General features: G+C 45.7%; 22 protein-coding genes. 11 read left to right on the forward strand and 11 right to left on the reverse strand.

The features are described from left to right. The first annotated feature begins 380 nt into the window (after positions 1–380). On the forward strand, positions 381–920 hold the full coding sequence (locus AACQ21_RS01325) for a PadR family transcriptional regulator (protein WP_038149150.1): 540 nt from the start codon (positions 381–383) through the stop codon (positions 918–920). 62 nt (positions 921–982) lie between these two features. Here AACQ21_RS01325 and cysE read toward each other — a convergent pair whose 3' ends face one another. From cysE to epmA, 5 genes are all read right to left on the reverse strand, one after another. Further along, positions 983–1,804 (reverse strand): serine O-acetyltransferase, encoded by an 822-nt coding sequence (gene cysE, locus AACQ21_RS01330; RefSeq protein ID WP_010317654.1) that lies wholly within the window; start codon positions 1,802–1,804, stop codon positions 983–985. A gap of 86 nt (positions 1,805–1,890) precedes the next feature. Then, positions 1,891–2,949, reverse strand: a complete 1,059-nt coding sequence (gene gpsA, locus AACQ21_RS01335) for an NAD(P)H-dependent glycerol-3-phosphate dehydrogenase (RefSeq protein WP_017043209.1) — start codon at positions 2,947–2,949, stop codon at positions 1,891–1,893. A gap of 181 nt (positions 2,950–3,130) precedes the next feature. Beyond that, entirely contained in the window at positions 3,131–3,598 is a 468-nt protein-coding gene (gene secB / locus AACQ21_RS01340) for a protein-export chaperone SecB (protein WP_013855870.1), read from the reverse strand. A gap of 167 nt (positions 3,599–3,765) precedes the next feature. Then, complete coding sequence (locus AACQ21_RS01345) at positions 3,766–4,200, reverse strand: rhodanese-like domain-containing protein (protein WP_105977089.1); 435 nt, start codon at positions 4,198–4,200, stop codon at positions 3,766–3,768. 156 nt (positions 4,201–4,356) lie between these two features. Beyond that, positions 4,357–5,331 (reverse strand): elongation factor P--(R)-beta-lysine ligase, encoded by a 975-nt coding sequence (gene epmA / locus AACQ21_RS01350; protein WP_105977090.1) that lies wholly within the window; start codon positions 5,329–5,331, stop codon positions 4,357–4,359. Positions 5,332–5,575: 244 nt separating this feature from the next. Between epmA and frdA the strand changes: the two genes are divergently transcribed. From frdA to frdD, 4 genes are read left to right on the forward strand one after another with little or no spacing between them, the layout of a single operon-like run. Further along, positions 5,576–7,390 (forward strand): fumarate reductase (quinol) flavoprotein subunit, encoded by a 1,815-nt coding sequence (gene frdA, locus AACQ21_RS01355; protein WP_013855868.1) that lies wholly within the window; start codon positions 5,576–5,578, stop codon positions 7,388–7,390. After that, positions 7,390–8,148, forward strand: coding sequence for a succinate dehydrogenase/fumarate reductase iron-sulfur subunit (locus AACQ21_RS01360; RefSeq protein ID WP_013855867.1), 759 nt, complete (start codon positions 7,390–7,392; stop codon positions 8,146–8,148). The genes frdA and AACQ21_RS01360 overlap by 1 nt, the downstream gene beginning before the upstream one ends. A gap of 2 nt (positions 8,149–8,150) precedes the next feature. Next, complete coding sequence (frdC, locus tag AACQ21_RS01365) at positions 8,151–8,534, forward strand: fumarate reductase subunit FrdC (RefSeq protein WP_017043204.1); 384 nt, start codon at positions 8,151–8,153, stop codon at positions 8,532–8,534. 12 nt (positions 8,535–8,546) lie between these two features. After that, the gene (gene frdD / locus AACQ21_RS01370; RefSeq protein WP_105977091.1) at positions 8,547–8,924 is read left to right on the forward strand and encodes a fumarate reductase subunit FrdD; all 378 of its coding nucleotides are present in this window, start codon (positions 8,547–8,549) and stop codon (positions 8,922–8,924) included. A 124-nt stretch (positions 8,925–9,048) separates the two neighbouring features. On the opposite strand, the gene efp is transcribed toward frdD, so the two are convergent. Beyond that, on the reverse strand, positions 9,049–9,615 hold the full coding sequence (efp, locus tag AACQ21_RS01375; protein ID WP_017043203.1) for an elongation factor P: 567 nt from the start codon (positions 9,613–9,615) through the stop codon (positions 9,049–9,051). Between the two features lie 33 nt (positions 9,616–9,648). Here efp and epmB point away from each other — a divergent pair, with 33 nt between their 5' ends. Next, complete coding sequence (gene epmB, locus AACQ21_RS01380) at positions 9,649–10,671, forward strand: EF-P beta-lysylation protein EpmB (RefSeq protein WP_105977092.1); 1,023 nt, start codon at positions 9,649–9,651, stop codon at positions 10,669–10,671. A gap of 72 nt (positions 10,672–10,743) precedes the next feature. Beyond that, the gene (locus AACQ21_RS01385; RefSeq protein WP_013855863.1) at positions 10,744–11,217 is read left to right on the forward strand and encodes an MgtC/SapB family protein; all 474 of its coding nucleotides are present in this window, start codon (positions 10,744–10,746) and stop codon (positions 11,215–11,217) included. Positions 11,218–11,266: 49 nt separating this feature from the next. Here the strand turns inward: AACQ21_RS01385 and AACQ21_RS01390 are convergent, their stop codons facing one another. The 3 genes from AACQ21_RS01390 to AACQ21_RS01400 all read right to left on the reverse strand — a co-directional run bounded on the left by AACQ21_RS01390 (position 11,267) and on the right by AACQ21_RS01400 (position 14,009). Further along, positions 11,267–11,824 carry a VC2662 family protein gene (locus tag AACQ21_RS01390; protein WP_026027420.1) on the reverse strand — a complete coding sequence of 186 codons (558 nt, stop codon included), beginning with the start codon at positions 11,822–11,824 and terminating at the stop codon, positions 11,267–11,269. Between the two features lie 190 nt (positions 11,825–12,014). Next, on the reverse strand, positions 12,015–13,649 hold the full coding sequence (groL, locus tag AACQ21_RS01395) for a chaperonin GroEL (protein WP_013855861.1): 1,635 nt from the start codon (positions 13,647–13,649) through the stop codon (positions 12,015–12,017). Positions 13,650–13,718: 69 nt separating this feature from the next. Next, on the reverse strand, positions 13,719–14,009 hold the full coding sequence (locus tag AACQ21_RS01400) for a co-chaperone GroES (RefSeq protein WP_010317634.1): 291 nt from the start codon (positions 14,007–14,009) through the stop codon (positions 13,719–13,721). 252 nt (positions 14,010–14,261) lie between these two features. Here AACQ21_RS01400 and AACQ21_RS01405 point away from each other — a divergent pair, with 252 nt between their 5' ends. Together AACQ21_RS01405 and AACQ21_RS01410 are read left to right on the forward strand one after the other, a co-directional pair. Continuing rightward, positions 14,262–14,879 carry a helix-turn-helix transcriptional regulator gene (locus AACQ21_RS01405; RefSeq protein WP_094147182.1) on the forward strand — a complete coding sequence of 206 codons (618 nt, stop codon included), beginning with the start codon at positions 14,262–14,264 and terminating at the stop codon, positions 14,877–14,879. Between the two features lie 116 nt (positions 14,880–14,995). Beyond that, a complete protein-coding gene (locus AACQ21_RS01410) occupies positions 14,996–15,334 on the forward strand; it encodes a DUF3135 domain-containing protein (protein WP_013855858.1) in 339 nt (112 codons plus the stop codon). 76 nt (positions 15,335–15,410) lie between these two features. Here the strand turns inward: AACQ21_RS01410 and AACQ21_RS01415 are convergent, their stop codons facing one another. Both AACQ21_RS01415 and AACQ21_RS01420 read right to left on the reverse strand, forming a co-directional pair. Beyond that, a complete protein-coding gene (locus tag AACQ21_RS01415; protein ID WP_029190043.1) occupies positions 15,411–15,836 on the reverse strand; it encodes a DUF805 domain-containing protein in 426 nt (141 codons plus the stop codon). 17 nt (positions 15,837–15,853) lie between these two features. Next, the gene (locus tag AACQ21_RS01420) at positions 15,854–16,201 is read right to left on the reverse strand and encodes a 5-carboxymethyl-2-hydroxymuconate Delta-isomerase (RefSeq protein ID WP_013855856.1); all 348 of its coding nucleotides are present in this window, start codon (positions 16,199–16,201) and stop codon (positions 15,854–15,856) included. A 292-nt stretch (positions 16,202–16,493) separates the two neighbouring features. Here AACQ21_RS01420 and tpiA point away from each other — a divergent pair, with 292 nt between their 5' ends. Together tpiA and AACQ21_RS01430 are read left to right on the forward strand one after the other, a co-directional pair. After that, positions 16,494–17,267, forward strand: a complete 774-nt coding sequence (gene tpiA / locus AACQ21_RS01425; RefSeq protein ID WP_026027419.1) for a triose-phosphate isomerase — start codon at positions 16,494–16,496, stop codon at positions 17,265–17,267. A gap of 147 nt (positions 17,268–17,414) precedes the next feature. Next, positions 17,415–18,752 (forward strand): MATE family efflux transporter, encoded by a 1,338-nt coding sequence (locus tag AACQ21_RS01430; protein ID WP_105977093.1) that lies wholly within the window; start codon positions 17,415–17,417, stop codon positions 18,750–18,752. Positions 18,753–18,771: the final 19 nt, after the last annotated feature.

The raw sequence follows: 18,771 nt of genomic DNA on the forward strand, positions 1-18,771 counted from the left end.
GTAACACAGGCTAAGTAACAGCATTATATTTCACAAACTAGCTAAAAGGCCGCCTCTGTGCGGCTTTTTATTTTAAATCACAAAAATTATTGAGAATATTATCAGTTTTTTAAGCTAAACTAACAAAGTATTCTACTTTATGCTTATTATTTAGATATACTACTGCTCCTCTGCGGTAGCATACAAACATAACAAATCGCAGGTCGATATGCGTCACGCATATAATCCTAGGTGATAAACGGCTTTTTAAGGTGACACAACCCACTCCGTCAATAGAACGGTGGGTGTTGCTTAAACTCATTCATGATTGATGCCATCAGAAGCACAACACGAGTTTGAGCAAGTTGTTTTTGAGTTTATTAACCATCTGGATTAAAGACATGTCATTACCACACGTTATCCTCACTGTTTTGAGCACTCGCGATGCCACAGGGTACGACATCACAAAAGAGTTCTCTTCGAGCATTGGCTATTTTTGGAAAGCCAGCCACCAACAAGTTTACCGCGAACTGAATAAAATGGGTCAACAAGGCCTAGTCACTTGTGTATTAGAACCGCAAGATGGCAAGCCAGATCGTAAAGTTTACTCCATCACCGATGCAGGTCGCAGCGCTTTAGGTGAATGGTTTGACCAACCTACAGCTCACCCAACCGTACGTGATGAATTTAGCGCTAAATTGATCGCTTGCTCGGTACAACCAGCAACACCTTACCGAATTCAACTGGGTGAATTAGTTGAAGAATCGAAAAAACTGGTTGCTCACTACAAAGAGATTGAGTCTGCGTACTATGCAACACCAGCTACCCTCGATAAGCTACAGCGCCTTGAGCGTCTAACACTACGCCGCAACCTACTGGTTCGCCAAGCGTGGGTTGATTGGGCTGAAGAAGTGCTTGCTGAACTCGATGCAATGGCTTAATGCCAACCATAAAAAAGGGTGATGCTCTGTGAGCATCACCCTTTTTGTTTTCCGCGACCAAATCAAATACCGTCACCGGCAATGAAACTTTGAGAGCGGCCATTAAATTGTTGGTCCATATCTAACGAAGGCTTATCGGTTTGCGGACGACCGACAATTTTGGCTGGCACTCCAGCGACGGTAGTGTGCGGAGGCACCGCTTGCAATACCACCGAACAAGAACCAATTTTCGCCCCTTCGCCCACTTCAATATTACCGAGAATTTTGGCACCCGCGCCAATCATCACGCCTTCACGAATTTTCGGGTGGCGATCGCCGCACTCTTTACCCGTTCCACCTAGCGTTACATCTTGTAAAATAGAGACATCATTCTCCACCACCGCGGTTTCACCGATCACAATGCCCGTAGCATGGTCAAGCATGATGCCGCGACCAATACGTGCAGCAGGATGAATGTCCACTTGGCAAGCTACCGAAATTTGGTTTTGAAAATAGGTAGCCAACGCCACTCGACCTTGCTTCCATAACCAGTTCGCGACGCGATAGCCTTGTAAGGCATGGTAGCCCTTGAGATAAAGTAGAGGCATTGAAAACATAGATACTGCGGGGTCGCGATTGACAGTCGCGCAGATGTCACACGCCGCCGCTTCCATAATGCTGGGGTCTGCGGCAAATGCCTCTTCGACCACTTCACGCACCGCCATCGCTGGCATTGAGGCCGTATTCAGCTTATTGGCAAGAATGTAGCTCAAGGCCGAGCTTAAACTATCATGCTTAATAATAGTGGCATGATAAAAACTAGCCAGCATCGGTTCTTGTTCTGACTGCTCGCGCGCCTCTTTGACTATGGCTTGCCACACTTTGAGTTTTTCGCAATGTTTCATCGTTGGTTGATCACCCTTCCTCATCCAATCTCTAGAGCGTCAATGTAGATTGCTAATAGGCTTTGTGCCTAATCATGAGCAATGAATTAGCGTTCTGCTTTTTTATCACGAGCCAGCAAATCTTGTGCTGCAACACGCGCATCTTTTCCTTGATACAGCACTTGATAGATTTGATCAACTATTGGCATTTCAACCTCCATGCGCGCCGCTAATAACCACACCTCTTTGGTGTTGCGATAACCTTCAACCACTTGGCCAATTTCTTGCTGCGCCGTATCCACGTCTTTCCCTTGTCCCAACGCCAAACCAAAGCGACGGTTACGTGATTGGTTATCGGTGCAAGTGAGCACTAAGTCACCCAATCCAGCCATCCCCATAAAAGTTTCTGGCTGAGCACCTAACGCCGCACCCAAACGGCACATTTCGGCCAGACCGCGCGTAATCAATGCAGTACGCGCATTCGCACCAAAGCCAATCCCATCGGACATGCCAGCGCCAATCGCAATCACGTTTTTAACCGCACCACCTAGCTGCATGCCAATAAAATCACTATTGGCGTAAACGCGGAAAGTTTTGCTGCAGTGAATTTTGCCTTGAAGATCTTCGACAAACTGCGCGTCAGGCGAAGCAACAGAAATTGCGGTAGGCATTCCCATCGCCAACTCTTTAGCAAAAGTCGGCCCAGATAACACTGCCAATGAATAGCGCTCGCCAATGGTGTCATAGGCCACATCCATCAGTAACCGGCCCGTTTCAGGTTCAAGCCCTTTGGTTGCCCAACAAATACGGGAATCATCACGTAAGTGAGGCTTTAAACTATTCATAACAAGGCCAAATACGTGGCTCGGAACTACAACCAACAAATCGCGGCTCGCTTGTACCGCTTTTTTCAAATCGGTTTCCACAATCAGCGAATCGGGAAAATCAATACCGGGTAAAAATTCTTGGTTAGCACGATCAGCGTCAAGACGAGCCATATGCTTAGCATCGTGTCCCCAAAGGACAACATTAGCACCGTTACGTGCTAAAGAAATCGCCAGAGATGTGCCGTAAGAACCCGCACCAACTACTGTCATGGTGATCGCTTTACCGTAAATACTGTTAGGATCTGTCATTGTTTCGTCCATTGCTATTCGTGTTGTCATGTTATACCTAAATTCCTTCCGATACAGCTTTCAATACGGAGTAGCAAGGAACGGAGGTATTGGCATTCGAAATAAACAAAAAATGCACAACGCACCATCATTATCTGGGATGCTTTGTGCATTTTTTATCATCAAAGTCTGACGTGGAACGCCAACCTTAATGATCTCACGTCATTAACGATTAAGCTTCTGCTTGCTCGCCTTGAGTCGCTTGTTGTTGTAGGTAGTTCATAAACAATGCATCAAAGTTCACTGGTGCAAGGTTAAGTTGTGGGAATGTCCCTTTAACAACTAAGCTAGAAATCGTTTCACGTGCATATGGGAACAGAATGTTCGGGCAGAATGCACCTAAACAATGAGCAAGTTGACCCGCTTCCATTTTTTCAGCAGTAAAAATACCACCTTGTTGCACTTCGCATAAGAACGCGATTTCTTCCGCGTTTTTCACTGTCACCGTTAGGCGTAATACGACTTCATACACACCCTCACCCAGATCACGACTTTGAGTGTCAAGATCCAACTTCACATCTGGATTCCACTCTTTTTGGAACATAACAGGTGAGTTTGGCGCTTCAAAAGAGACATCTTTTAGAAAGATACGTTGAATTGCGAAATTTTGTTGTGCTGTTTGTTGTGCGGCTTCAGCCATGATTAAATCCTTAAATACTTACAAATTCAGTGTTGCTTTTAGACTAACCGAGCTGATTTCGAATGACTAGATGAGCTCACGATTACGTGGAAAACATCACAACTCTTAGCATCAAATGCTGGCTTTTCAGCCAGCACACTCAGTTCAAGATAACCGCGATCAGTGAATTATTTATTGCCACGAACCAATGGCAAGTTCGCTTCATTCCAAGCTACAAGACCATTTTTCAGTAAATTCACATTCTCAAACCCAGCTTTAGCAAGCAAGTTGGCACTCTCTTGCGCGGTTTGACCCGTTTTACATACCACAATGATTGGGTCAGACTTGTGCTTTTCAAGGCTAGCCAAGTTACCGGATTTAATATCTGACGGTAAAATGTGAACCGCATCGGTAATATGGCCTTTTTTAAATTCATCTTTCGTGCGGATATCGACAACAATACCGTTTTCACGATTCATTAAAAGCGTCGTTTGTGAAGCGGTGATCTCTTTATAGGCTGCCGTGGTTGATTTCACGATGCTCATGATTAAGGCGACGAGAATACCTACCCATGCCAAAGATAGAATCATATTGTGTTGGAAAAATTCGATGTACTCTTGCATATTCTGTGCTCTTGCAATGTGGGCTTAAAATCAGACAAGGAGTATAACGAGGTTGTCAGCCAGACGCGAGGGCTTACATTGCATAATAAGAAACTGTTGCCGTTTTTCAGCGCGCTCATCGCACTACAAGCGCGCAATCCACATCAGCTTAAAAGCTTAAGCTATCGGAAAAGGAAAAGCCGTCACGTTATCAATATGATCTTGGCCTAACGCCAGCATAATCAAGCGATCAATACCAAGCGCTACTCCTGAACATTCAGGTAAGCCAGCCTCTAACGCTGCTATCAAGTGGTAGTCAATCGGCTGTTCGGCCAGCCCCATCGTTTTACGCTTTTGGTTATCCGCTTCAAAACGAGCCCGTTGCTCTTGTGGGTTGTCCAGCTCATGAAAACCATTCGCAAGTTCAATCCCTTTGAAATAGACCTCAAAGCGATCCGCAACACGATGATCTTGCGGGTTAATCTTAGCTAGTGCCGCTTGTGATGCAGGAAAATCGTAAACAAAAACGGGTACCTGTTGACCAATTTCCGCCTCAACACCGACACTAAATAGCAGTTGCAGTAAGGTATCTCTATCCTCTTCTGGCTCAGCAATATCACTTAGACCTAATCGGCTCGCAGCCGCTTTTAACTCGCCCATTGAGCCTTCTAACGGACAAACCCCAAGTACCTGCAAAAATGCTTGTTGGTAGCTCATCTTCTGCGCCGCTCCACACTGCAAAATAAGTTGCAGCAATTGATCCATCTCATCCATTAAATCATGGTGAGTAAAGCCAACCCGATACCACTCTAACATCGTAAATTCAGGGTTGTGATAGCGGCCATTTTCCTCGTTGCGAAACGCTTTATTGATCTGATAAATCGAACCACTCCCCGCCGCCAAAAGTCGTTTCATATGAAACTCTGGGCTAGTCATTAAATAAAGTTGACGGCCATCAGCATACCCTGGGCCAACAAATTGGGTTTGGAAGGTTTGCAAATGGATGTCGGTTACCGTGGCATGACTCATGGCTGGTGTATCGACTTCCAATACATCTCGTAGTTCAAAGAAATGGCGGATCTGCTTGAGTAACTGAGCACGCTGTTTAAGTTGTGATATTGATGCGGTTGGCATCCAGTTTTTTCTATTCATGTTCTGGCACACATAAGTTTGGATGATATGAATTTTACTGACTTAAAGCGCAATTCCAAATTCTAACGTGATTATTATCACACAAAGAAAAATAAGTATGCTCGCGCTTGCACTTCCGAAGCAAAAACCTAACAGAATCAATTTTTTCCTTACACAGCTCTTCTACACTACCCGTACCACTTAAGGCTTACGAACCTTTAACTATAACAAGCGGATTTTCCGCATCACACACCGGAGGATAACTGTGCAAATTATCACCACAGATATCGCAGTCATCGGCGCAGGCGGCGCTGGTCTTCGCACTGCAATTGCAGCCGCTGAAGCAAACCCTGATTTAGAAGTTGCTCTGATTTCTAAAGTTTATCCTATGCGATCTCATACGGTTGCAGCGGAAGGAGGCTCAGCAGCAGTTATCAAGGAAGAAGATAGCCTTGACAACCACTTCAACGATACCGTTGGTGGTGGAGATTGGCTATGTGAACAGGATGTTGTTGAATATTTTGTGGCCAACTCGACCCGCGAGATGGTGCAAATGGAACAGTGGGGTTGCCCATGGAGCCGTAAAGAAAATGGCGAAGTCAACGTACGCCGTTTTGGTGGCATGAAAGTCGAGCGTACTTGGTTTGCGGCTGACAAAACAGGCTTCCACATGCTTCACACCCTCTTCCAAACTTCAATGAAGTACCCACAAATCAATCGATTTGATGAGTATTTCGTGGTGGATCTACTTGTTGAAGATGGCGAAGTTCAAGGGCTTATCGCGATTCATATGTCCGAAGGTGAGCTAGTAACCATCAAAGCGAAATCCGTGGTATTAGCCACTGGTGGCGCCGGCCGTGTGTACCACTGCAACACCAACGGCGGCATTGTAACTGGCGATGGTATGGCGATGGCTTATCGTCATGGCGTCCCTCTACGCGATATGGAGTTCGTGCAATACCACCCAACTGGCCTACCTGGCACGGGTATTTTGATGACGGAAGGCTGCCGCGGTGAAGGTGGTATAATCGTCAATAAAAATGGCTATCGTTATCTGCAAGATTACGGTATGGGCCCAGAAACTCCGGTGGGTCAGCCTAAAAACAAATACATGGAACTCGGTCCTCGCGACAAAGTTTCTCAAGCTTTCTGGCATGAACAACAGAAAGGCAACACCATCAAACATCCGCTTGGTGATGTGGTGCTGCTTGATCTTCGCCACCTCGGTGAAGAGTACTTACAAGAGCGTTTGCCGTTTATCTGCGAATTGGCGAAAGCTTACGTCAACGTTGATCCAGCAAAAGAGCCGATCCCAATTCGTCCAACCGTACACTACACCATGGGTGGTATCGAAACGGATGGACAATGTGAAACGCGCATCAAAGGTCTGTTTGCTGTCGGCGAATGTGCCTCGGTTGGCTTGCATGGTGCAAACCGTTTGGGTTCTAACTCGTTAGCTGAATTTGTGGTTTTTGGCCGCGTTGCGGGTGAAAGTGCAGTGAAACGCGCAGCGGAATTCAAAGGTTGGAACGATGAATCTATCGCCAAACAAGTCAAAGCCGTAGAAGAGCGTATTGCAGCGTTAATGAACCAAGAAGGTGATGAAAACTGGGCCACCATTCGCACTGAGATGGGTCACACCATGGAAGCGGGTTGTGGTATCTACCGCCAAGAAGATTTAATGCAAGCGACGATTGATAAAATCACCGAGCTAAAAGCACGCTACAAGAACATTAGCATTAAAGATAAAGGCAAAGTGTTCAACACCGACCTTCTGTACGCTATCGAAGTCGGTTATGGCCTTGAAGTGGCTGAAGCTATGGTTCACTCAGCTATCTTGCGTAAAGAATCTCGCGGTGCGCATCAGCGTTTAGACGAAGGTTGTACTGAGCGTGATGATGTGAACTACCTCAAGCACTCTTTAGCTTTCTATCAACCTGATGCCGCTCCAAGTATCGACTACAGCGCGGTTAAGATCACGAAATCTCAGCCGAAAGCTCGTCTCTATGGTGAAGCGGCAGAACAGGCTGCCGCTGCGGAAAAAGCGGCAGAAGAGAAAAGCGCAGAGGAGCAAAAATAATGTCAGCAAATCGCATTCAAAAAGTAGACATTTTGCGCTACGACCCAGAAAAAGATGCTAAGCCACACCTGCAAGCGTTTGAAGTTCCCTTTGATGACACCATGTCAGTGCTCGACGCAATTGGCTACATCAAAGATAACCTCGATAAGGATCTCTCTTATCGCTGGTCTTGCCGTATGGCGATCTGCGGTTCGTGTGGTGTGATGGTCAATGGCGTACCTAAATTGGCTTGTAAAAGCTTCCTGCGCGATTACCCCAATGGCGTGAAAATTGAACCTTTAGCCAACTTCCCAATTGAAAAAGATTTGATCGTGGATATGACTTCGTTTATCGAGCGTCTTGAAGCCATTAAACCCTACATCATTGGCAACGATCGCAAACCTGAAGATGGCACCAACTTACAAACGCCAGAGCAAATGGCCAAATACAAACAATTTGCTGGTTGTATTAACTGCGGTCTTTGCTACGCGGCCTGCCCTCAGTTTGGTTTGAACCCTGAGTTTATTGGCCCCGCAGCATTAACCCTTGCTCACCGCTACAACTTAGATAGCCGTGACCATGGTAAAGCCGAGCGTATGAAGCTTATCAATGGTGATAACGGTGCTTGGGGTTGTACCTTTGTTGGTTACTGCTCTGAAGTGTGTCCAAAACACGTTGACCCAGCGGCAGCCGTCAACCAAGGCAAAGTTGAATCTTCAATGGACTTCGTGATTGCCATGCTAAAACCTGACGGTTCACCAAAGAAAGTGGAGGGATAAGGATGAGTAACCGTAAACCTTACGTTCGTGAAATGACACGTACTTGGTGGAAAGATCACCCATTCTACCGCTTCTACATGTTGCGTGAAGCCACGGTACTGCCACTGATATTCTTTACCTTATTCCTTACCTTTGGCTTGGGCTGCTTGGTTAAAGGCCCTGAAGCATGGGAAGGCTGGCTAAGCTTTATGGCAAACCCAATTGTGGTCGCAATCAATATTGTCGCGTTGGCGGGGAGTTTGCTGCATGCACAAACCTTCTTTAGCATGATGCCTCAAGTGATGCCAATCCGCTTGAAAGGTAAGCTAATCGACAAGAAAATCATCGTCTTAACTCAGTGGGCAGCGGTTGCATTTATCTCACTGATTGTTCTCATCGTGGTGTAGGAGCTTATAGTCATGAACAACAATTATAAGGTAAATCGCACGCCAAAACGTTCTGATGAACCTATCTGGTGGGGGCTGTTTGGTGCCGGTGGAACATGGTTTGCGATGATTACCCCGATCACCATTCTCGTGTTGGGTATTTTAGCACCATTAGGCATTATCGATGCTAAAGCAATGAGTTATGAACGCGTTTCGAGTTTTGCGACTAGCATCATCGGCGCACTGTTTATCATTGGCACATTAGCCTTACCGATGTGGCATGCCATGCACCGTGTCCATCACGGTATGCATGACCTAAAATTCCACACCGGTTTAGTGGGTAAAATCGCTTGTTATGCGTTTGCTGGGCTGATTTCCGCGCTCGCAGTCGTTTTTATCTTTATGATTTAAAGATAGAAAAGTGATGACATCAAAGAGCTGCCTCGGCAGCTCTTTTTTATTACGGCACTCACTCAGCTTTGGAGCAATAAAAAAGGCCGCTTACCGAGCGACCTTCTTACTTACTTTAAGGTGATTATTTGACTCGACCTACGTATTCACCAGAGCGGGTATCCACTTTGATCACTTCACCGATAGAGATGAACAGTGGCACACGTACCACAGCACCTGTGACCAACGTAGCGGGTTTACCACCCGTACCTTGCGTATCGCCTTTCAAGCCTGGATCAGTTTCAGCCACTTCAAGTTCAACAAAGTTTGGTGGCGTTACCGCAATTGGGTTACCGTTCCAAAGCGTCAACATGCAGGTGTTGTTTTCCACTAGCCATTTTGCGCTTTCACCCACCGCTTTATTATCCGCCGCAATTTGCTCGAATGTTTCATTATTCATAAAGTGGTAGAATTCGCCGTCGTTATAGAGATAATCAAGGTCGATATCCATTACGTCAGCCGTTTCTACTGAATCACCTGACTTAAATGTTTTTTCCAACACTTTGCCAGAAAGAAGTTTACGGATTTTGACACGGTTGAAGGCTTGGCCTTTACCTGGTTTCACATATTCATTTTCGAGAATGACACAAGGCTCATTATCAAGCATAATTTTGAGACCGCCTTTAAATTCATTCGTGCTAACAGTAGCCATTTTTTCCTCTTACCATTCTTCGAGTTAAATTCAATGCCGCATATAATAACCCGAAAACTTGATTCTGTTGAGCAAAACTGGCTTCAACAATTAACGAATGCGATCTCAAACCCTGCCGAGCTTCTCCAGCAGTTAGAGATTGATCCTGCCCTTTGGCAAAACGGGTTTGCCGCACGCAAACTCTTCGCACTACGAGTGCCACAAAGTTTTGTCGATCGCATGGAAAAAGGAAACCCTTACGATCCCCTGTTGCGTCAAGTTTTACCACTCAATGAAGAGTTTGAATGGCATGATGGGTACTCAAATGATCCGCTTGATGAACAAAACAATGCTATTCCGGGATTGCTGCATAAATACTGCAACCGAGTGCTAATGATAGTCAAAGGTGGTTGTGCGATTAACTGCCGTTACTGCTTTCGTCGTCATTTCCCCTACCAAGAGAATAAAGGCTCAAAGCAGGTGTGGCAGCAAAGTGTCGACTATATTGCCGCGCATCCCGAACTCAATGAGGTCATTTTATCGGGCGGTGATCCGTTAATGGCAAAAGATGAAGAACTGCGTTGGCTCATCGATGCAATCAGCAGCGTGCCTCATATTAAACGGTTGCGTATTCACTCGCGCTTACCCGTGGTGATCCCCGCTCGAATCACCAATGCATTGTGTGATCTGCTGCGTGAAACTCGCTTACAAGTCATTTTGGTGACGCACATTAACCATGCCAATGAAATCAATCTAGAATTCAAACAGCAGATGAGTCGTCTGCGCGCCATCAATGTTACCTTACTCAACCAAGGTGTATTGTTAAAAGGTGTTAATGATAGCGTTGACGCGCAAGTCGCGCTCAGCGAAACGTTATTTGATGCAGGAATTTTGCCTTATTACTTGCATGTGCTGGATAAAGTGCAAGGCGCAGCGCACTTTTTTGTTAGTGATCAAAAAGCAAAAGAAATAATGGCAGGTGTCATTGAGCGAGTCTCGGGCTATCTTGTTGCTAAGCTAACTCGAGAAATCGGTGGCAGAGCCAGTAAAACGCCACTCGATCTGCATCTTGAGTAATTACAGAACTTCAAAAGAGCGGTTCGGTGTCAATCAACGAACTCTTACCTTCATACTTTTGGGAAAACCATCATGCAATCTCTCGGACAATTTCTTGATCTTAGTCCATTCAGTTGGTCTGCATTATTGTGCTGTGCTATCAATGGGTTACTGATTGGCGTTGAACGCCAGACCCGCGGTAAACCGGTGGGCATTCGCACATCAATATTAATCATCTCAGGGACTTATCTCTTTCTAGCGATGGCCGTATCACTGTCCCCTAACACTTTAGATCAAGCTCGCGTGCTTGGACAAATTATTACTGGGGTTGGTTTTTTAGGCGCAGGCGTGATGATGACTCAAGATGGGAAAATCCATGGCGTCACCTCAGCCGCTGTTATTTGGGTACTGGCATCACTGGGATTAATGATCGGTCTTGGTTACTTACAGCAATCCATCATTATCACGGTATTAGCATTGTGTGTGTTGTATGGCGTGGATAAGGTAGAAAATAGCTTTCAAAGTTTGCGCCGTGGTGTTCATCAACGCTTTCGTCGTCGTACATAAGGTGAAAAAAGAGCAGCTTGATGCTGCTCTTTCGATTTCAATTCATCGGCTATTTAGCAAAGTTGATGATAGGAAAACACTTAAAGAAACCGTTATCCGCACAGTTAATTAGACCAACCTGAACACCTTCAATTTTTGTGGTTTTGTTGAACAAACCCACTTGCACTTTCGATGTATCAGAGAAGTTTGCTGCACCAACATCAACCATGGTATTACCTTCAGAGTAGTTCACTAGACTGACGTTAGCACCTTGTACATTGTTGGTCAGATTCACTACACCCACGTTAGCACCCACGGTTTGCCCTGTATTCCAGTTTAACAAACCGAGTGAAGCACCAGTCATCTCTTGATTGACTTTCGATGCCCCTAAAAGACCTAAATTTACACCCGTCGTAGAGTCAGTTTCAGATAATCCAACAACGGCGAGATCTAAGCCTTTAACTTCATTCACTTTACCGTAAAGAGCCGCAACACGAACGCCTGATACCGCATTTTCATCCGGCGCATTGAAGTTATTAATGGAAGAAAACATAACTGGAGTGCCAGCCATCGCAACAGAAGAAGATAACGCAGCCACTACGGCTAGTGCTGAAAGTACTTTTTTCATAAAGATCTCCATTGACCAATGAAACCGTTAATATTTGGTTTGTTCACGCTATTTCACTCACATCATCACCAAATTGTGATCAGTGAAGAGACGAAGTCTAGAAGAGTCGGATCACTCAAACGTCAGGATTGAGCTAATTATGCGAAAAAAAACCGGAGGCAAGCTCCGGTTTCTTATTGAGAGAGGATGATTACATCATCCCTCCCATACCGCCCATGCCGCCCATATCAGGCATTGCCGCTTCTTTCTTCGGTAGCTCAGTCACCATAGCTTCTGTGGTGATCATGAGGCCCGCGACTGAAGCTGCGAACTGTAGAGCACTACGAGTCACTTTGGTTGGATCCAAAATACCCATGTCGATCATATCGCCATATTCACCCGTCGCAGCGTTGTAACCATAGTTACCTTCACCAGCGCGAACATTGTTAGCCACAACAGAATCCTCTTCGCCCGCGTTTTTCACGATTTGACGAATTGGTGCTTCCATCGCACGTAGTGCAACACGAATACCTACGTTTTGCTCTTCGTTGTCACCTTCAAGGCCCGCAACTTTAGCAGCCGCACGGATCAGTGCAACACCACCACCCGCAACCACGCCTTCTTCAACGGCTGCGCGAGTTGCATGCAGTGCATCTTCTACGCGATCTTTCTTCTCTTTCATTTCAACTTCAGTGGTTGCACCGACTTTGATCACTGCAACGCCACCTGCCAGTTTGGCCACGCGCTCTTGTAGTTTTTCTTTGTCGTAATCTGAAGTTGCATCTTCAATTTGTTGACGAATTTGTGCAACGCGACCTTTAATGGCTTGCTCTTCACCTGCACCATCAATGATGGTGGTGTTTTCTTTAGTGATAGAGATGCGCTTCGCTTGGCCTAGATCTTCCAAGGTCACTTTTTCAAGCTCAAGACCGATCTCTTCAGAAATCACAGTACCGCCCGTTAGGGTAGCAATGTCTTGTAGCATCGCTTTACGGCGATCACCAAAACCAGGTGCTTTCACGGCAGCAACTTTTACAATGCCACGCATGTTGTTCACAACCAGTGTCGCCAATGCTTCACCTTCAACATCTTCCGCCACAATCAGTAGTGGACGAGAAGCTTTTGCTACCGCTTCAAGTGCAGGAAGCAGTTCGCGAATGTTAGAAATTTTCTTATCAACCAATAGGATGAATGGGCTATCTAGATCAACACTGCCCGCTTCTTGGTTATTAATGAAGTAAGGAGATAGGTAACCACGATCAAACTGCATGCCTTCCACGACATCGAGTTCATCTTGTAGTGCTTGGCCTTCTTCAACAGTGATAACGCCATCTCGGCCCACTTTTTCCATCGCTTCAGCAATGATGTTACCCACGCTTGAATCCGAGTTCGCAGAAATAGTACCCACTTGCGCAATCGCTTTAGTGTCTGAACAAGGTACTGAAAGCTCTTTCAACGCTTCAACCGCCGCCACGACAGCTTTGTCGATGCCACGCTTAAGATCCATTGGGTTCATACCCGCTGCTACAGCTTTCAAGCCTTCAGTGATGATCGCTTGCGCTAATACCGTTGCGGTTGTCGTTCCGTCACCCGCTGCATCGTTAGCTTGAGAAGCAACTTCTTTCACCATTTGTGCACCCATGTTCTGGAATTTGTCTTCCAGTTCAATTTCACGCGCAACAGTGACACCATCTTTGGTGATAATAGGTGAACCAAACGATTTATCTATCACAACGTTACGGCCTTTAGGGCCAAGGGTGACTTTTACTGCATCGGCTAGAATATTAACGCCTTCTAGCATTTTAATACGTGCATCGTTACCAAATTTAACGTCTTTAGCAGCCATCTTTAATTTCCTTTTCTAAATTCTGTTTTAATCAATCGTTTTTGAATCAGAGCAAAAATTACTCAATGCTTACTCGACAATCGCCATGATGTCGTTTTCAGACATAATGAGCACTTCTTTGCCGTCGATCTTTTCCGTTTTAGTACCGTAGCTTTCTGCAAAAATAACCGTATCACCTACTTTGACATCCAGCGGTTGTACCGAACCATTTTCAAGGATTCGGCCTTTGCCTACTGCTAAGATGACGCCGCGAGTCGATTTCTCTGCAGCGGAACCTGTTAGAACAATGCCACCAGCAGATTTAGATTCAACTTCTTGGCGTTCAACGATAACTCGGTCGTGTAATGGACGAATGTTCATCGGTCGTCTCTCCTGATTAGATTTTCCGTTAGGTTTATGAAAAGGCTGATTACTCAGCTCGTGAGTGATATGTGGGGGAGCAAGCAAGGGATCCCAAGGGGGGAAAGCGAAAATTTTGTGATCTATTTAACGAATTGATAGCGAATCTTGGTTCTGTGCTGACAAAAGTTACTAGCGGCTCATCCTGTATAGTCAATAATTTGCTTTATTAAGCTGCTTCTTCATAATAGATAAGGCAAACAGAGGAATGCGATGAAAACCATTGACCGAATACTTCAAACCATCAAACGCGATGGAGCGGTAACCGCTAAACGACTGGCCGACGACCTAGGAATTACCACCATGGGGGCTCGCCAGCACCTACAAAGTTTGGAAGATGATGGCATTGTGGCGTTTCATGATGTCAAAGTAAAAGTCGGACGCCCTACTCGACACTGGTCTTTGACACAACAAGGCCACGACCAATTTGCTGATCGGCATGGCGAGTTGATCATCCAAGTGATTGATGCTGTTGAGCACCTTTTTGGTAAAGAAGGACTAGCCAAAGTGGCGGCAGAGCGTGAAGCTCACACATTAGCACAGTATCAACAAGCATTAATTGATTGCCACAGTTTAGAAGAAAAACTAGCTAAGCTAGTGACGCTTCGTGAGCAAGAAGGCTATATGGCAGAGCTCATACCATCAGCGAACGGTTACACTTTAATTGAGAACCATTGCCCCATCTGTAAAGCTGCGGCACGCTGCCCTAATCTGTGCCAATCTGAACTTAATATTTTCCAAACGTTGATCGGTGAGCAATATGTAGTTGAACGGAGCGAACACATCATTATGGGTGAGCGTCGCTGCCGTTATCAAATCACACCACGCTAAGATCGTCTCATTAGTAAGAAATCGCGATTTCGTTCCAACTCCTACCTTATTGATCGGTTATGCTTTCATTGTGTTGATAAAATAATCAACAGAGAAATAGTGTAAAGGAGAAAGATATGGAGCCCCCTCAAAAACAGGCCTTACCTTCTTTTGATGAGTTGGTTGAACTTGCCAAACATAATCCAGATGCCTTTACGCAACTGAAAAAAGATATCTGTGAAGAGATGATCCTCTCCTCTTCCAACAACATGCAAGACAGGTTATGGGCTCAGCAAAGTCACATTGACTTGGTGGTGAGCCAATGCAAAAACCCTGTCCATGCTAATGTTATGCTGATGCGTGAGCTCGGCGAACAGATGATGAAATTTAGAAATGCCTTAGATGGCGAATCGGCGCGCACTCAACCGAGCGCGACCATCATTCCATTTGTGCCGCGCCACAGCGACTGGCGTTAACCTCGCTATTTGAAGCTTTTTAAAACAACAGGAGGCATTGGCCTCCTGTTGTTTCATCAATTTTTTTCTATCAAGTTTACTCTGGTTCAGGTCCGTAGCGGTTGCGGCTTTGCGTTCCCTTCATAAAACCACATTCGACTAAAATCCATGAGCCACAAACCAGTGCGACCAGCGATACCAATGACTCTGTCATACTGGCTTGAGTGGCGATCTCGGCACTAGCAAAAGGCATACTCATACGGCCTATCACCAAAGGGACATTAAGCAATAACCACCAAGCAGACTTATCTCTGTCATGCCAACGTTTTACCGTGATGGCTAAATCAGGCAGTAACACCACTAGCAAAAACAGCGGCAAGATCAGGTGCGTATAGGCAGGAAACATTTGGTTTGCAGCGAGTGCGAAGCCCATAATGGACGCGTAATAACAGAGATTCCACATCCAAAATACTTTGCGCCCGATGCGTCCTTGAAATGAAAATAGCAGTTCTTTAATTGACATCTTGTTACCTAAAATGGTTAATTTACAACCTTTTGGAAGCAATCTTTATCCATATCACGCACATTCACGGTCAGACTCCTGACTTGACTAGCTTGCTGTTGCAATACCGTCATTAATTGACGTGACAACTCTCTTTTTTGTTCAGGTGTCCGCCCTGACAGCAAATCAAAGCTGAGGTGAATAAAATCAACACTGTCGCCCTCTTCACCAATGCACCAATGGTGGCAGCGTAGCGCCCGTGATTTCACTGAGTCAGCGTCAAATAATCCGCAGCGAAGTGCGACTTGGTGAAGATCTTCCAATAACCCTTGAACATTCACACGTTCATCCACAGAGTTCGAGTATTCCATAACAAGGTTGGGCATACGAATTCCTTTTCTTCATTCATGATCAAATTTCAACACTGGTGAGTCTTATTGGTATCACTAGCTTTTCTTTTAACAGCCACTAATAGCAATTAATCTCGTAAAATCCGAGCCATTATCGGCTATTCTGTCTATCTGATCACTGATAAGGGGTGTCACGCATTGCTTAAGATCCCATAAAGTCATGACTCGAATCATGATCTGACCGATTTTATCTGTTATATTCTTTCGCAATCACGTTTATTTTTGACATTCATTCATTTTAACTTTGATAGATAATGGAGATATTCCTATGCGTCATCCTGTAGTTATGGGTAACTGGAAACTAAACGGCAGCAAAGAGATGGTTGTTGAGCTGCTAAATGGTCTGAATGCAGAGCTTGAAGGCGTAACGGGTGTTGACGTAGCCGTTGCTCCACCTGCACTTTTTATTGACCTAGCAGAGCGCACTCTGACCGATGCGGGTAGCGCGATCATTCTGGGTGCCCAAAACAGCGACGTACACAACAGTGGCGCATTCACTGGCGATATGTCTCCAGCAATGCTGAAAGAATTCGGTGCAACACACATCATCATTGGTCACTCTGAGCGTCGTGAATACCACAATGAATCCGATGAATTTGTGGCGCAAAAATTTGCATTCCTAAAAGAAAATGGCCTAACACCAGTACTTTGTATCGGTGAATCTGAAGCACAAAACGAAGCTGGCGAAACAGTAGCCGTATGTGCACGTCAACTTGACGCTGTGATCAACACTCAAGGTGTTGAAGCGCTAGAAGGTGCGATCATCGCTTACGAACCAATCTGGGCGATCGGCACAGGTAAAGCAGCAACAGCAGATGATGCTCAACGTATTCACGCTGCCATTCGCGCGCACATTGCTGCAAAATCAGAAGCAGTCGCGAAGAATGTCGTTATCCAATACGGCGGTTCTGTAAAACCTGAAAATGCAGCAGCTTACTTCGCACAACCAGACATTGATGGTGCTCTAGTTGGCGGCGCAGCACTTGATGCGAAAAGCTTTGCAGCTATCGCAAAAGCAGCAGCTGAAGCGAAAAAAGCGTAATTATTCACACTAATTATCGTTAAGAAGGTCAGCATTTGCTGGCCTTTTTTGTTTCTTCACTCGCGTCACACTTCCCATCCCAGCAGCTATAGTCGCGATCGCCAGAATCAAGTATCCTAACGTTTTGCTTAACCTACGTTGCCAGTAATGCACGATAAACACGGCCTATTAACCGCCCCAATTCCAAATGTGCTAAGTCAAATGACGATCCCAATGATTTTTGGTTTGATCGCGATTTTGATGTTTAACTTGGTCGACACCTTTTTTATCTCACTGCTGGGCACCGAATCTCTTGCCGCCATCAGTTTTACCTTTCCCGTCACCTTTGCGGTTAACTGCATCACCATGGGAATTGGTATTGGACTTTCGACGAGTATTGGCCGCTTACTCGGTCAAGGTGACGCTAAAAATGCAGCGCGTTTTTCCAGTCACGGCGTGTTACTGGCTGTGGTGCTGGTGACATTTGCTTCAATTCTGGGTTTACTGACCATTAAGCCACTCTTCCTACTGCTTGGTGCCACTGACGATTTAATCCCTTTGATTGAGCAATACATGCAGGTTTGGTATTTGACCATTCCTTTGCTCGTTATTCCCATGGCTGGTAACAGCGCAATTCGAGCCACGGGTGACACCAAAACACCGGCTAAAATTATGATGCTCGCAGGTTGTATTAACGGTCTGCTCGATCCGCTGCTGATTTTTGGTTATGGCCCTTTCCCTGAATTAGGAATCCAAGGTGCTGCTATTGCCAGTGCATTCAGTTGGTTAGGCGCACTGTGTGGATCGCTATATGTCTTAATCAAAAGAGAAAAATTATTGGCATGGCCGTATTTTCCTACTTTATGGCATGATTGGCAGCAGATCTTAAAAGTGGGCACACCAGCGGCACTCTCCAATGCAATGAATCCACTCTCTGGCGCGCTATTAATGATGATGCTGGCAAGTCATGGCACGGCTGCAGTAGCCGCTTACGGCGCCGCGCAGCGTATTGAGTCGATACTCATTTTGGTCTTGATGTCACTAACCTCAGCACTGACTCCCTTTATGGCACAAAACATCGGCGCAAAAAATATCGAGCGTAGCTTTGCTGGCCTGTTCCTCAGCATGCGTTTTTCTATCGTATTCCAATTGATGATTTTTGCGATGATGGTACCGCTGAGCATCCCTTTGTCAGCCCTATTTTCTCAAGAGCCCTCGGTGCGCGATCTATTGTGGCACTATTTGCTGGTGGTGCCACTGAGCTATGGCTTTCAAGGCATTGTGATGATGCTTGTCTCTGGATTGAATGCATTGCATCAACCTATGCGCGCCTTTCAGTGGAGCGTGATGCGGCTGTTTGTGTTCACTCTTCCTGCCGCGTGGTTAGGTTCGTATCTCTATGATGTCGAAGGGCTGTTTATCGGGATTGCCGCAGGCAATACCTTAGGTGGGCTGCTGGGTTATTACTACGCCCTGCATCTAAAACAAACTTACCTGTTTCGCTAATGCTACCATTTATCTGGTT

This window comes from Vibrio sp. V01_P9A10T6 (assembly GCF_963877065.1).
GTDB classification, from domain to species: domain Bacteria; phylum Pseudomonadota; class Gammaproteobacteria; order Enterobacterales; family Vibrionaceae; genus Vibrio; species Vibrio anguillarum.

Excerpts from the sequence above, each read along its gene's own strand:
- AACQ21_RS01405 (WP_094147182.1), top strand. The coding sequence starts at position 14,262 with ATGAAAACCATTGACCGAATACTTCAAACCATCAAACGCGATGGAGCG.
- epmA (WP_105977090.1), bottom strand. The coding sequence starts at position 5,331 with ATGAATAGAAAAAACTGGATGCCAACCGCATCAATATCACAACTTAAA.
- AACQ21_RS01400 (WP_010317634.1), bottom strand. The coding sequence starts at position 14,009 with ATGAACATTCGTCCATTACACGACCGAGTTATCGTTGAACGCCAAGAA.
- AACQ21_RS01390 (WP_026027420.1), bottom strand. The coding sequence starts at position 11,824 with ATGAAAAAAGTACTTTCAGCACTAGCCGTAGTGGCTGCGTTATCTTCT.
- frdC (WP_017043204.1), top strand. The coding sequence starts at position 8,151 with ATGAGTAACCGTAAACCTTACGTTCGTGAAATGACACGTACTTGGTGG.
- AACQ21_RS01345 (WP_105977089.1), bottom strand. The coding sequence starts at position 4,200 with ATGCAAGAGTACATCGAATTTTTCCAACACAATATGATTCTATCTTTG.
- AACQ21_RS01325 (WP_038149150.1), top strand. The coding sequence starts at position 381 with ATGTCATTACCACACGTTATCCTCACTGTTTTGAGCACTCGCGATGCC.
- epmB (WP_105977092.1), top strand. The coding sequence starts at position 9,649 with ATGCCGCATATAATAACCCGAAAACTTGATTCTGTTGAGCAAAACTGG.
- efp (WP_017043203.1), bottom strand. The coding sequence starts at position 9,615 with ATGGCTACTGTTAGCACGAATGAATTTAAAGGCGGTCTCAAAATTATG.
- AACQ21_RS01420 (WP_013855856.1), bottom strand. The coding sequence starts at position 16,201 with ATGCCCAACCTTGTTATGGAATACTCGAACTCTGTGGATGAACGTGTG.
- AACQ21_RS01385 (WP_013855863.1), top strand. The coding sequence starts at position 10,744 with ATGCAATCTCTCGGACAATTTCTTGATCTTAGTCCATTCAGTTGGTCT.
- groL (WP_013855861.1), bottom strand. The coding sequence starts at position 13,649 with ATGGCTGCTAAAGACGTTAAATTTGGTAACGATGCACGTATTAAAATG.
- AACQ21_RS01415 (WP_029190043.1), bottom strand. The coding sequence starts at position 15,836 with ATGTCAATTAAAGAACTGCTATTTTCATTTCAAGGACGCATCGGGCGC.
- gpsA (WP_017043209.1), bottom strand. The coding sequence starts at position 2,949 with ATGACAACACGAATAGCAATGGACGAAACAATGACAGATCCTAACAGT.
- secB (WP_013855870.1), bottom strand. The coding sequence starts at position 3,598 with ATGGCTGAAGCCGCACAACAAACAGCACAACAAAATTTCGCAATTCAA.
- cysE (WP_010317654.1), bottom strand. The coding sequence starts at position 1,804 with ATGAAACATTGCGAAAAACTCAAAGTGTGGCAAGCCATAGTCAAAGAG.
- tpiA (WP_026027419.1), top strand. The coding sequence starts at position 16,494 with ATGCGTCATCCTGTAGTTATGGGTAACTGGAAACTAAACGGCAGCAAA.
- AACQ21_RS01410 (WP_013855858.1), top strand. The coding sequence starts at position 14,996 with ATGGAGCCCCCTCAAAAACAGGCCTTACCTTCTTTTGATGAGTTGGTT.
- AACQ21_RS01430 (WP_105977093.1), top strand. The coding sequence starts at position 17,415 with ATGCACGATAAACACGGCCTATTAACCGCCCCAATTCCAAATGTGCTA.
- frdD (WP_105977091.1), top strand. The coding sequence starts at position 8,547 with ATGAACAACAATTATAAGGTAAATCGCACGCCAAAACGTTCTGATGAA.
- AACQ21_RS01360 (WP_013855867.1), top strand. The coding sequence starts at position 7,390 with ATGTCAGCAAATCGCATTCAAAAAGTAGACATTTTGCGCTACGACCCA.